This window comes from Ramlibacter sp. (assembly GCF_050250995.1).
Lineage (GTDB): Bacteria > Pseudomonadota > Gammaproteobacteria > Burkholderiales > Burkholderiaceae_C > Ramlibacter.
Genome location: NZ_JBFWNP010000018.1, coordinates 41,912 through 54,909, shown reverse-complemented (window position 1 = coordinate 54,909; position 12,998 = coordinate 41,912). Strand labels below are relative to the sequence as shown.

Annotated in this window: 9 protein-coding genes; 5 read left to right on the top strand and 4 right to left on the bottom strand. The window is 68.3% G+C overall.

Annotated elements, in window-relative coordinates; genetic code table 11:
- Positions 1-55: 55 nt before the first annotated feature.
- Entirely contained in the window at positions 56-2,926 is a 2,871-nt protein-coding gene (locus AB7E83_RS13780; RefSeq protein ID WP_428570340.1) for a 2-oxoglutarate dehydrogenase E1 component, read from the bottom strand.
- A gap of 168 nt (positions 2,927-3,094) precedes the next feature.
- Between AB7E83_RS13780 and AB7E83_RS13775 the strand changes: the two genes are divergently transcribed.
- The 4 genes from AB7E83_RS13775 to AB7E83_RS13760 all read left to right on the top strand — a co-directional run bounded on the left by AB7E83_RS13775 (position 3,095) and on the right by AB7E83_RS13760 (position 8,421).
- Positions 3,095-4,285, top strand: coding sequence for a multidrug effflux MFS transporter (locus AB7E83_RS13775; RefSeq protein WP_428570338.1), 1,191 nt, complete (start codon positions 3,095-3,097; stop codon positions 4,283-4,285).
- A gap of 201 nt (positions 4,286-4,486) precedes the next feature.
- The gene (locus AB7E83_RS13770) at positions 4,487-5,470 is read left to right on the top strand and encodes a Bug family tripartite tricarboxylate transporter substrate binding protein (protein ID WP_428570336.1); all 984 of its coding nucleotides are present in this window, start codon (positions 4,487-4,489) and stop codon (positions 5,468-5,470) included.
- Between the two features lie 33 nt (positions 5,471-5,503).
- Entirely contained in the window at positions 5,504-6,664 is a 1,161-nt protein-coding gene (locus AB7E83_RS13765) for an aromatic ring-hydroxylating oxygenase subunit alpha (RefSeq protein ID WP_428570334.1), read from the top strand.
- Between the two features lie 23 nt (positions 6,665-6,687).
- Positions 6,688-8,421: an FAD-dependent monooxygenase gene (locus AB7E83_RS13760; RefSeq protein WP_428570332.1), complete on the top strand. Its 1,734-nt coding sequence runs from the start codon at positions 6,688-6,690 to the stop codon at positions 8,419-8,421.
- On the opposite strand, the gene AB7E83_RS13755 is transcribed toward AB7E83_RS13760, so the two are convergent.
- From AB7E83_RS13755 to AB7E83_RS13745, 3 genes are read right to left on the bottom strand one after another with little or no spacing between them, the layout of a single operon-like run.
- Complete coding sequence (locus AB7E83_RS13755) at positions 8,418-10,310, bottom strand: propionate--CoA ligase (RefSeq protein ID WP_428570330.1); 1,893 nt, start codon at positions 10,308-10,310, stop codon at positions 8,418-8,420. The genes AB7E83_RS13760 and AB7E83_RS13755 overlap by 4 nt on opposite strands.
- Before the next feature lie 15 nt (positions 10,311-10,325).
- Positions 10,326-10,922, bottom strand: coding sequence for an isochorismatase family protein (locus AB7E83_RS13750; protein ID WP_428570328.1), 597 nt, complete (start codon positions 10,920-10,922; stop codon positions 10,326-10,328).
- A 55-nt stretch (positions 10,923-10,977) separates the two neighbouring features.
- Positions 10,978-11,763, bottom strand: coding sequence for a diguanylate cyclase domain-containing protein (locus AB7E83_RS13745; RefSeq protein WP_428570326.1), 786 nt, complete (start codon positions 11,761-11,763; stop codon positions 10,978-10,980).
- A 123-nt stretch (positions 11,764-11,886) separates the two neighbouring features.
- On the opposite strand from AB7E83_RS13745, the gene AB7E83_RS13740 reads away from it, so the two are divergent.
- A complete protein-coding gene (locus AB7E83_RS13740) occupies positions 11,887-12,984 on the top strand; it encodes an ATP-binding response regulator (protein ID WP_428570324.1) in 1,098 nt (365 codons plus the stop codon).
- Positions 12,985-12,998 lie beyond the last annotated feature (14 nt).

Here is a 12,998-nt window from a genome sequence, read left to right as displayed (position 1 = left end):
GTGAGCGCGTGGGCGAACGTGCCCACGCGCGCGGGCCGTCCGTCCCGCTGCCGCCTTACTTCGTCAGCACGAAGCCCTTGAGCTTGGCGAAGGCCGCGTCGACCAGCGCCTTCTGCTGCTCCTTGTGCAGGTCGGAATAGCCCGCCGCCGGCGACGCCGACGCGGCGCGCCCCGCATACCCGAGCTTCTGGCCCTCGGCCATGTTCTCGTGGATGTTGTGCTGGATGAAGAACCATGCGCCCTGGTTCTGCGGCTCGTCCTGGCACCACACGATGTCGCTCGCGTTCGGATACTTCTTCAGCTCCGCGGCGAAGGCCTTGTGCGGGAACGGATAGAGCTGCTCCACGCGCAGGATGGCGACGTCGTCCGCACCCTTCTCTTCCCGCTTGTTCGCGAGGTCGTAATACACCTTGCCCGAGCAGACGATGATGCGCTTGACCTTGTCGCCCTTGAGTTCCTTCTGGTCGGGGATGACGGTCTGGAAGGCGCCCTTGGTGAACTCGGACAGCGGCGAGGTCGCGTCCTTGTGACGCAGCAGCGACTTCGGCGTCATGATGATCAGCGGCTTGCGCAGCGGCCGGATCATCTGGCGGCGAAGCAGGTGGAAGATCTGGCTGGCCGTCGTCGGCTGGCACACCTGGATGTTGGTGTCGGCCGACAGCTGCATGAAGCGCTCGAGGCGCGCCGAGCTGTGCTCCGGACCCTGGCCCTCGTAGCCGTGCGGCAGCATGAGCGTGATGCCGTTGACGCGGCCCCATTTCACCTCGCCGGAGGCGATGAACTGGTCGATGACGACCTGCGCGCCGTTGGCGAAGTCGCCGAACTGCGCCTCCCAGATCACGAGCGTGTGCGGGTCATTCGACGCGTAGCCGTATTCGAAGCCGAGCACGGCCTCCTCGGACAGGATCGAGTCGATCACGACGAAAGGCGCCTGGTTCTCGGCCACGTGCTGCAGCGGCGTGTACGAGCCTTCGCTCCACTTCTCGCGGTTCTGGTCGTGCAGCACCGAGTGGCGGTGCGTGAAGGTGCCACGGCCGCAATCCTCGCCGGACAGGCGGACCGCGTAGCCGCTCGCCACGAGCGACGCGAAGGCCATGTGCTCGCCCATGCCCCAGTCGACGTTCGCGTCGCCCCGGCCCATGGCCGCGCGCGCCTCGAGCACGTTCTTCACGAGCGGATGCACCGTGAACGTCTCGGGCACGGTCGTGATGCGCTCGGCCAGGCGCTTCCATTCGGCCAGCGGAATCGCGGTGTCGGCCGCGTCGGTCCACTTCTTGCCGAGGAAGGGCGTCCAGTCGACCGCGTACTTGCTCTTGAAGTTGGTCAACACCGGGTCGACCGTGTGCTTGCCCGCGTCCATGGCGGCGCGATAGGCCTTGACCATGTCGTCGCCCAGCGTCTCGCCCATGTTCTGGGCGGCGAGCTTGTCGGCGTAGAGGCGGCGCGTGCCGGGGTGGGCCGCGATCTTCTTGTACATGAGCGGCTGCGTGAGCGAGGGCGTGTCCTGCTCGTTGTGGCCGAGCTTGCGGAAGCACACGATGTCGACGACGACGTCCTTCGCGAACTCCATGCGGTACTCGAGCGCGAGCTGGGTCGCCAGCACCACGGCCTCGGGATCGTCGCCGTTCACGTGCAGCACCGGCGCCTCGATCATCTTCACGATGTCGGTGCAGTAGAGCGTGGAACGCGCGTCGCGCGGGTCGCTGGTGGTGAAGCCGATCTGGTTGTTGATGACGATGTGGACCGTGCCGCCGGTGAAGTAGCCGCGCGTCTCGGCCAGCGCCAGCGTCTCCATCACGACGCCCTGCCCCGCGAACGCGGCGTCGCCGTGGACCTGCACCGGCAGCACCTGCTTGCCTTGCGGGTCGGCGCGGCGGTCCATGCGCGCGCGCACGGAGCCTTCGACGACCGGGTTCACGATCTCGAGGTGCGAGGGGTTGAAGGCGAGCGTGAGGTGGACCGGGCCGCCGGGCGTGGTCACGTCGGAGCTGAAGCCCTGGTGATACTTCACGTCGCCGGACGGCAGGTCCTCGGGCGCGGTGTGCTCGAACTCGGCGAACAGGTCGCCGGGCATCTTGCCGAGCGTGTTGACCAGCACGTTGAGGCGGCCGCGGTGGGCCATGCCGATCACGATTTCCTGCACGCCCCGGGCGCCGGCCTGCTGGATCAACTCGTCCATCGACGCGATGAAACTCTCCCCGCCTTCGAGCGAGAAGCGCTTCTGGCCGACGTACTTGGTGTGCAGGAAGCGCTCGAGGCCTTCGGCCGCGGTCACGCGGTCGAGGATGTGGCGCTTCTTTTCGGCATCGAAGATCGGCTTGCTGCGGATCGATTCGAGCTTCTGCTGCCACCAGCGCTTCCTGCCCTGGTCGCTGATGTACATGTACTCGGCGCCGATGGTGCCGCAATACGTCTCGCGCAGCGCGTTCTGCAGCTCGCGCAGCGACATCGTCTCCTTGCCGAAGAAGGTGTTGCTGGTGTTGAACAGCGCTTCCTGGTCGGCGTCGGTGAAGCCGTAGAACGACGGCTCCAGCTCGGGAATGTTCTCGCGTTCGGTGCGCTTGAGCGGGTCGAGGTCGGCCCAGCGGCAGCCGACGTTGCGGTAGGCGGCGATGAGCTGCTGGATGGCCGTGCGCTTGCGCGCGAGCTCCATGTCCGCGCCGGCGGCCACGACGACCTTGGTGCCGCCCTGCTTCGCGCGCTCGGCAAAGGCGTTGACGACGGGAAGGTGCGGGACGTCCTTGGCGTTGCTGCCGTCGACGGCAGGTACGTGCTGAAGCGCGTCGAAATACTCGCGCCACATGTCGGGCACGCTGCCGGGATTGGCGAGATAGTTCTCGTACATCTCCTCGACATAGGGCGCGTTGCCGCCGAAGAGGTAGGAGTTGCCGCGGGCGGCGGTGTAGACGTTGGTCGTCTCACTCATGAATTCGCACTTTCCGCCCCCCTGCAGGGAGCTCAAGCTGGTTGGAAAACCTTCCGCGTCACGGCTGAACCGATTGCGGATGCGACTGGCGCTGGAAGGAGCGGTGGTTGCAGGCGCGATTGTGCCATCGAATACGGCGTATCGCTGCCGAAGCGACAATCGCCCCCGATGCGTTCCTCTTCCTTCCTCGGCTACGCCCTCGTGCTGGGCCTGCTCTCCGCCGTCGGTCCCTTCGCCATCGACATGTACCTGCCCGCGCTGCCCTCGATCGGCGCGACGCTGTCGGCCTCGCCCGGCGCGGTGCAGGCGAGCCTCATCGTGTTCTTCGTCGCGCTCGGCAGCGGACAGATCGTCTACGGACCGCTCTCCGACATGTTCGGCCGCAAGCGGCCGCTCTACTTCGGGCTTTCGCTCTTCGTCCTCGCCAGCATCGGCTGCGCGCTCGCGCCCGACGTGAAGACGCTCATCGCCTTCCGCTTCTTCCAGGGGCTCGGCGCCTGCGCGGGCATGGTCATTCCCCGCGCGGTCGTGCGCGACCTGCACACGGGCAACGACGCCGCAAAGCTCACCTCGCTGCTCATGCTCGTGTTCAGCGTGTCGCCGATCCTCGCGCCGCTGTCGGGCAGTTTCCTCATCGACAGCTTCGGCTGGCGCAGCGTCTTCTGGGCGGTCGGGGTGGCGGGCGTGCTCGCCGTGGGGCTGTTGTGGAAGAGCCTGCCCGAGACGCGCTCGCCCGAGCAGCGCGCCGACAGCAGCATCGGCGCGGCCGCACGCGGCTACCTCCTGCTGCTGCGGGACCGGCACTTCCTCGGCCTGGCGCTCATCGGCGGCTTCGGCGTCTCGAGCTTCTTCGCCTACCTCTCCAACTCATCTTTCGTGCTGGTGAATCACTACGGCCTCACGCCGCGGCAGTACAGCATCGCGTTCGCCGTCAATGCCGCGTCCTTCATCGGCGCATCGCAGCTCACCGCGAAACTCGGACGCCGCTTCGGACTCAAGGCGACGGTGCGCGTGGCCGTCACGGTCTATGCGGCCGCCATGCTGTGCGCCCTCGCGGTCAATGCACTCGTCTCCGACAACATGTGGCTCATGCTCGGAACGCTGTTCGTCGGCTATGGCTTCCTGGGCCTCGTGATTCCATCGTCGATGGTGCTGGCGATGGACCGGCATGGCGCGCTCGCGGGCACGGCGTCGGCGCTCGCCGGCACCCTGCACTTCGCGGTGGGCATCGTGGTCATGGGGACGGTCAGCCTGTTCGCGAACGGCGCGCCGGTGCCCATGCTGCTCGGCATCGCGGGGAGCGCACTGGTTTCGTGCGTCGTCGCCCACTTGACGCTCGCGTCCCGCGCGCCGGCTTAAGCCGGAAACCTCTCCCCTACGTCGGCGGCCCGCCGCCGTAACTTGGAATCCCACGCCTGCAGGGCGATGGAAAGGCACGCCTGGCAAGGATCGTGCTTCACAGCGCAACGTGCCGCTCCACAGAATGAAGTTCTACACAACAGAACGTTCATTCGAGGCGCGGCGCATTTCGCCACTGTCCCTTTCCAAGGAGTTCCTCTCATGTCCCTGCGCCTGCCGACGCGTCTGCTGCTGCGAATCTGCCTTCCTATCGCTCTGTGCCTGGGCGCGCTCGGCGCCGCTCACGCCACCTATCCCGAGCGGCCGATCCGCTTCGTCGTGGCGTACGCCGCCGGCGGGGCGACCGATTCGCTCGCGCGTGCCGTGTCGGAGCGGCTCGCCTCGGAGTTCAAGCAGCCCGTCGTCGTCGACAACCGCGCGGGCGGCGGCGGCACCATCGCGGCCGAACAGGTCGCGCGCGCCCAGCCCGACGGCCACACGCTGCTGGTCACGGACACGCAGTACGTCATCACGCCCTACCTGATCCCCAAGCTGTCCTTCGACCCCAAGAAGGATCTCGTGCCGGTGACGCTCATGGCGAGCATGCCGGTGTACGTCGCCGTGAAGACGAGCGCCGGCATCCATTCGATCAACGAACTGGTGACGCGCGCCCGCGGCAACCCGGGCAAGCTGAGCTACGGATCGGCCGGCGTGGGCAGCCTGCACCACATCGCGATGGAGGCGTTCAAGCAGTCCGCGCGGCTGCACGTCGTGCATATTCCCTATCGCGGCTCGGGCCAGTCGATCGCGGGCTTCCTCGCCGGCGACGTCGACGTGCTCGTCGCCTCGATGTCGGCCATCGCGCCGCACGTGAAGGCCGGCACCGTGAAGCTGCTCGCGTCGAGCGGCGGAACACGCGCGCCGCAATCGCCCGACGTGCCGTCGCTCTCCGAAGTGGTGCCCGGCTACGACTACAGCACCGAGATCGGCGTGTTCGCGCCGGCCGGCACGCCCCGCGACGTGATCGAGAAGCTGCAGGCCACGGTGGCGGCCGTGCTCAAGTCGCCCTCGCTCACCGAACGCGTCACCCATTCGATGGGCGGCGCAGTGGTCGGCAGCACCTCCGAGGCCTACCAGCGCAACGTGCAGCACAACCTCGACCGCTATTCGACGGTGGTCAAGGCGTCGGGCGCCAAGCTCGATTGAGGCGAACCCCAATTTTTTTTCCATTCACCCACGATGAACGCGACCGTCCCCATCCACTTCCTCGACCTGCGCGACAGGATCGCCTCGACCCGCGAACCGCTGTCGCGCTCGAAGCATCTGCCCGGCGACTTCTATCACTCGGCCGACATCCACGCGGTGGAGAAGCGGAAGATCTTCCTCGACACCTGGCTGTGCGTCGCGCGCGAGGAAGAGATCCCGAATCCCGGCGACTACCTCACCCTGCGCGTCGTGGACGAGCCGGTCGCGGTCGTGCGCCAGCCCGGCGGCGAGGTCGCCGCGTTCGTGAACATGTGCCTGCATCGCGGCGTCGCGGTGGCCGAAGGACGCGGCAACGCCCGGGGCTTCAGCTGCCCGTACCACGCCTGGGGCTACGACCTCGGCGGCAAGCTCAAGGTCGCGCCGCGCATGCAGCACAGCGAGTGCGACATGCAGGGCAGCCGCATGCCGCCGATGCAGTGCGTCACCTGGCGCGGCTGGGTGTTCGTGAGCTTCAATCGCGCCGCGATGCCCTTCGAGGAATTCATCGCGCCCTACGAGAAGGACGACAAGCTCTGGTGGTTCCAGACCGGCCGGACGCGCCTGGCCGAGAAGCTCGTGATCGAGGTCGCGTGCAACTGGAAGCTGCTCGTCGAGAACCTCGTCGACGTGTACCACGTGCCGATCCTGCACAAGGGCACCTTCGGCTCGATGGTGCGCTATGGCGGCACGAGCGATTCGTTCGAATGCGACCTGCTGCCGCGCGGCGGCTGGGCGTACGACCAGAAGGCCAGGCCGCATTCGAGCGGCGGCAAGCAGATGTTCCCCACGCTGCCGTGGCTGGAGGGCATGAGCGACGACACGTCGTCGCGCGCGGGCATCTTCCCGAACGTCAACCTCTCGATGCGGCTGGACAGCCTGCGCAACTGGGTCGTGTGGCCCACGTCGCCGACGACGACCGAGCTGCACATCTATCTGATGTTCCCGCATGCCGCCTTCGACGACCCGGAGTTCGCGAAGAACCTCGAGGTGTACAAGGCCTTCCTGCACAAGCTCGTGGGCGAGGATGCCGGGATGGTCGCCTCGCTGCAGCTCGCGATGAAGTCGCCCTTCTTCGAGCCCGGCCCGATGTCGCACCTGGAATCGGCCGTGCGGCACGTCATCACCAACTACCTCGACGTCGTCACGGCCGGCTGAAGGCCGGCTGAAGTTCCCACCCAATGCAACAGACTCTCACCACCAACGTCCTCATCGTGGGCGCCGGCCCCGTCGGCCTGGGCATGGCCATCGACCTCGGCATGCGCGGCATCGGCTGCACCATCATCGACCAGCAGGTGCGCGAGGCGCGCCTGCCGCGCGCGGCCGGCCTGACCTGGCGCACGATGGAGTTCGCGCGCCGCTGGGGCATCGCCGACCGCGTCTACAACGCCGGCTTTCCGCGCGACTACCGCATGGACATCGTCTACTGCACGAGCCTGACCGGCCACGAACTCGAGCGCGAACCCTACGAGCCGCTGGGCGGCCGCGGCGCGCCGCCCTTCTCGCCGCAGGACCGCGAGCGCTGCCCGCAGAAGATGTTCGATCCGCTGCTCGAAACGCGCGCCCGCGAGTTCGACAACGTCGAGTTCCTGCGTCCCGTCCGCCTGGAGCGCTTCTGGGAAGCGGAAGACGGCGTGGTCGCGCACGTGCGGCTGCTCGAGCAGGAACGCGAGAACGACTTCACCGGCGACAAGGTCGCCACGGTGCAGCATGGCCCCGCGCCGCTCGCGGACGGGCTCGTGGAAATCCGCGCGAAATACCTCGTCGCCTGCGACGGCGTGGACAGCGGCATTCGCAACGCCCTGGGCATCGCGCTCGACGGCACGCCGGTGCTCAACTACACGGTCAGCCTGCTGGTGCGTTCGCCGCAGCTGCACGAGAAGCACCGCATGGGCGCGGGCGAGCGCTACATGCTGTTCGGCACCGAGGGCGTGTGGGGCAACCTCACCGTGGTGGACGGCCGCGAGGAGTGGCGCCTGTCGCTCACGGGCTCGGCGAACAAGCTCGACCTGCCGAACCTCGACACCGGTGCGATCGTCGAGCGCTGCTTCGGCACGAAGGACATCCCTTACGAGGTCGAGGCGATCGCCCCCTGGCGGCGCCGGGAAGTCGTGGCGGCGCAGCTGCGCCACGGCCGAATCTTTCTTGCCGGCGACGCCGCGCATGCGATGTCGCCCACGGGCGGATTCGGCATGAACACGGGTCTGGGCGACGTGTTCGACCTCGGCTGGAAACTCGAGGCGGTGCTGCGGGGCTGGGGCGGCGAACAGCTGCTGGCCTCCTACGATGCAGAGCGGCGCCCGGTGGGAAAGCGCTTCGTCACCGCGGCCACCGAACTCTTCAGGCCGTGGCTGCTCAAGCTCGACTACTCGCGCATCCTCGACGACACGCCGGAAGGCGAGGCGACGCGGCGCGAAGTGGGCGCGAAGTTCAAGGAAGTGCTGCTGCCCGAGTGGGAGATCGCGGGCACCTCGATGGCGTATCGCTACGCGAACTCGCCGATCAACGTGCCGGACGGCACGCAGCCGCCGCCCGACGAACCGATGCACTACGTCCAGACCTCGTGGCCGGGCGCGCGCGCGCCGCATGCGTGGCTCGCGGACGGCCGCTCGACGCTCGACCTGTTCGGCGACGGCTTCACGCTGCTGCGATTCGACGCCGCGAAGACAGTGGATTCGCTGTCGGATGCGGCCGCCGGACGGGGCGTGCCGCTGCGCGTCGTGGACATCGCGGATGCCGGCATCGCCCGCCTCTACGAGCGCGCGCTGGTGCTCGTGCGCCCCGACGGCCACGTCGCGTGGCGCGGGGACGCGTTGCCGGCGGACGTGCCGGGGCTGATGGATACGGTCCGCGGCTGCCGCCCGGTCAGGAGCAAAGCAGACGCGCAGGCGAGTGCGGAGCGCGAGGTCGCCTAAGGCGCGACCGCGTCCCTCACCTGCTGCAGCGCGGACGGATCCTCGATCGTCGTCAGGTCGCCCGCGTCGCGCCCCTCGCACACGGCCTGGATCGCGCGGCGCAGCATCTTGCCGCTGCGCGTCTTCGGAAGCGCCGTCACGAAGCGCACGCGCGAGGGGCGCGCCACGGCGCCGAGCTGCTGCTCGACAACCTTCATCACTTCGCCTTCGAGCTTCATCTTCGCGGCCTCGTCGGTGAGCATCGATGCGTCCTTCGCGACCGCGAAGGCCATCGCCACCTGGCCCTTCAGCGCATCGGCAACGCCCACCACCGCCACTTCGGCGATGTTGGGATGGCTCGAGATGCTCTCCTCGATCTCGCGCGTGCCGAGCCGATGGCCGGCGACGTTGATCACGTCGTCCGTGCGGCCGAGGATGAAGAAGTAGCCGTCGGCGTCGCGGATGCCCCAGTCGAAGGTGCTGTACACCTGTCGGTTCGGGATGCTTTTCCAGTACGTGTTGACGAAGCGCTCGTCGTCGCGCCACACCGTCTGCATGCAGCCGGGCGGCAGCGGCCCTTCGATGCCCACCACGCCTTTCTGCCCCGAGCCGGTCAGCTCCTCGCCGGTGTTCTCGTCGTAGAGCTTCACCGCATAGCCGTAGACGGGCTTGCCGGGACTGCCGAACTTGCTCGGCGCCTGCTCGATGCCGTTGCAGATCGTGATCATGGGCCAGCCGGTCTCGGTCTGCCAGTAGTTGTCGATGATGGGGCGGCCCAGGCCCTCGGAAATCCACTGCGCCGTCGGCTCGTCGAGCGGCTCGCCCGCGAGGAACAGGGCGCGAAGCGACGACAGGTCGTACTTCTTGAGGAAGGCCGGGTCCTGCTTCTTCAGCACGCGCACGGCCGTCGGCGCGCTGAACATCGAGGTCACCTTGTACTTCTCGACCAGGCTCCACCAGATGCCCGCGTCGGGCCGGATGGGCAGGCCCTCGTACATGATCGTGGCCATGCCGGCGATCAGCGGGCCGTAGACGATGTAGCTGTGCCCCACGACCCAGCCGATGTCGCTGGTGGAGAAATAGGTCTCGCCCGGCTGGCCGAGGAAGATGTGCTTCATGCTCGCGGCCAGCGCAACGGCCTGGCCGCCCGTGTCGCGCTGCACGCCCTTCGGCCGGCCCGTCGTGCCGCTCGTGTAGAGGATGTAGCTCGGGTGCGTGGACTCCACCCACTCGCACGGCACCTGCGCGTCCATTTGCTTCGTGCGCAGCGCGGCGTAGTCGTGGTCGCGGCCCGCGACCTTCTCGGCCGGCGCCAGCCCGCGGTCGACCATGACCACGGCCGAGGGCTTGTGCGCGGACAGCCGGATCGCCTCGTCGAGCAGCGGCTTGTAGGGCACGACCTTGCCCGCGCGCGAGCCCGCGTCGGCGCTGAAGATGACCTTGGGCGTGGCGTCCTCGATGCGCGTCGCCAGCGACACCGACGCGAAGCCGCCGAACACCACCGAATGGATCGCGCCGATGCGCGCGCAGGCCAGCATCGCGAACGCGGCCTCGGGGATCATGGGCATGTAGAGCAGGACGCGGTCGCCCTTGCCGACGCCCAGCGACTTCAGCATCGCCGCGGTCCGCTGCACCTCCGCATGGAGTTCGCGGAAGGTGTAGACCCGCTCGGTGTCGGTTTCGGTCGAGACGTAGATCAGCGCGCGCTGGTCGCCGCGAGTGGCGAGGTGCCGGTCGACCGCGTTGTGGCAGAGGTTGGTCGTTCCGCCCACGAACCAGTTCGCGAAGGGCGGCTTGCTGAAGTCGCACACCTGCCGCGGCTTCTCGTGCCAGTCGATGAGCGCGGATTGCTCAGTCCAGAAGGCGTCGCGGTCCTCGAGGGAACGGCGCTGGAATTCGTCGAACGTCATGGGAATCTCCTTGTTCTATTTCACCAGTTGCAGCACGTCCTTGAACAGGGGATGGTCCGCGCCTCCCAACCATTCGAAGGCAACCATCTCCGTCGTGACCAGTTCGCAGCCCGCGCCCGCGAGCCGGTCGAACGCGGCGTCGCGGTTGCGCTCGGTGCGCGAGCTGCACGCGTCGGTGACGACCCAGACCTCGAACTCGTCCTCGAGCAGCGACAACGCCGTCTGCATCATGCAGACGTGCGCCTCGCAACCCGCGATCACGATGCTGTTGCGCTCGGCCGCGGGCTGTGCCGGCTTCTGCAGGTGCTTGGGCAGGCTGCGCGCATTGCCGCCCGATTTCGCGGCCGGACGCAGGTGGGGCAGCAGCACGTCGGCCCCGCTGAAGTCCATCTTGGCGACGATGCGGCCCGCGTGGGGGCGAAGTTCCTCGACCGTGGGGCCGAGGCCCTGCGGGTTTTCTTCCGTGGTGAACACGGGCACTTCGAGGGCGCGGGCCACGCGCGCGAGGCGCAGCGCATTGGCGAGCACGCCCTGCGCATCGTGGATGGCGGGCATGAGCTTGCGCTGGTAGTCGACCAGCACGAGCTGGGATTGCGAATCGTCGAGCAACACGGAAAAGGGCTCCTTGTGGGAGCCCTCATCTTAGTGAACCGCGAAATCCGGGTGCTCAGGCGCCCAGCGGCGACGGCCGGGAATGCCGCTCGCGCTCGCGCTTGAGCCAGGCGCGGCGGCGCTGCTCCTGCGCAATATGCGAGGCGACCAAGCGCTCCATCCTGCCCAGCAGGTCGGCCACGGATTCCTGCCCGGCCGCGAGCGCTTCGACCTGAACCACGGGCACGAGGATGATCTCGGTATGGCCGGCCTCGAATTCGATGCGCCCGGGCCGGCCGAGCACGTGGTGGACGCGCTCGACCGCCTTGTCGAGGTCCGTTCCGGGCAGCATCACGGTGAACTGGGCCTTTCCGGTGCGGGCGGCGAGGCCGTTGGGGCCGGCAAGGGCCTGGACGCGCTCGACGACGCGCTTCACCACGCGGTGGCCGATCTCCCGGCCGTAGATGGCGGGCACTTCGACGAGGTCGCTGAGGTCGAGCACCACCAGGGACGCCGGACGCGCCTTGCCGCGCGCAACGGCTTCGTCCCCGGCAATGACGAGGCCGCGGCGGTTGTACAGGCCGGTGGAGCCATCGAGGCCGCCGTGTTCCGCGATCACCCGGCGCTGCGCCCTGCCGCTGAAGTGCAGCGCGATCAGCGCCAGCGCCGCGCACGCCAGGGCGTCCTCGGCGTCCGCCAGCGACGCGCTCATGGCCGCGCCGAGCGCCAGGGCAAGCGCCGCGAGCGCCGCCACCGCGGCCAGCGCGCGCAGCCACCGCCCCGCGCGCCGCAGCATGGGTCCGGCCTGGGGCGGCGCGGCGTTGTCGTCGAGATGGCGGGTCGGTTCGAATGCGGGGTTCACGATCGGCTCCTGGTGTGGATGCAATCAGACCATTCGCGTCGCGGCGCATGATAGGCATTGGCGGCGAAGCCCTTCGGGGATTTGCTTAACCCGGCGGAGTCCGCTGAAACTAAACTCGACGGCATGGCCGATCCCCGCTCTGCTCCCGAGCCCGCGACGATCCGGCTCCTGTGCGTGGAGGACAACCCCGACGACGTCGAGCTGCTGTCCCTTGCCCTGGAGCGCGGCGACCCCGCGCACACCTACGAGCTCACGCGCGTGGACGACGCGACGAGCTTCGCCGAGGCGCTCGAGGGCAATTTCGACGCGATCCTGTGCGACTTCAACATGCCGCGCTTCTCGCCCTACGCGGCCCTGCAGATCCTCGTCGCGCGGCGCAGCGCCGTCCCGCTCGTGGTCGTCACGCGCGCCATCGGCGAGGAGGCGGCGGTCCATGTCCTGCGTTGCGGCGCGAAGGATTACGTCACCAAGGACAAGATGGGGACGCTGCCGCAGATCATCGAGCGCGTGATGCGCGACCGGCAGCGCGCCGCCGAGAAGGAGCGGCTCGACCGCGAACTCGACTCGGCGTACAAGCGCCTCAAGCGACTCTCGTCGCGGCTGGTGGCCGCGCAGGAACGCGAACGCTCGCTGATCTCGCGCGAACTGCACGACCAGCTCGGCCAGACGCTCACCGGCGTGGTGATCCACCTGCACGCCGCCGAGCGTGCGCGCGATGCCGATGCGGCGCGAAAGTACCACGACACCGCGGTGGAGATGGCCAATGCCGCGGTCGAGCAGCTGAAAACGCTGTCGTTCTCGCTGCGGCCGGCGCAGCTCGACCTGCTCGGCCTCGTCGCGGCCGTGCAGTCGGCGGTGCAGCGAATCGCGGAGCCCGCGGGACTCACGTTTTCCGTGACGTCGCGCGGCGAGGAGCCGAGCCCGCCGTCGGAGACGGCCGCCGTCGCCATGCGGCTGGTGCAGGAGGCGCTGAACAACGTGCTGCGCCATGCGAAGGCGTCGCACGTCACCATCCGCCTCCGATTCCTGCCCGACGGCCGCATCGGCCTTCTGGTGATCGACGACGGGGTCGGATTCGACAAGAAGGAAATGCTCACCGGCCAGCCGAGCGAGCGCAACGTCGGCCTCTACGGCATGATCGAGCGGACCGAGCTCGCGGGAGGACGCCTCACGGTCCGCACGCGGCCCGGCCAGGGCGTTTGCCTGCGCGCGGTGCTGTAGCGCGAGATCCCAAG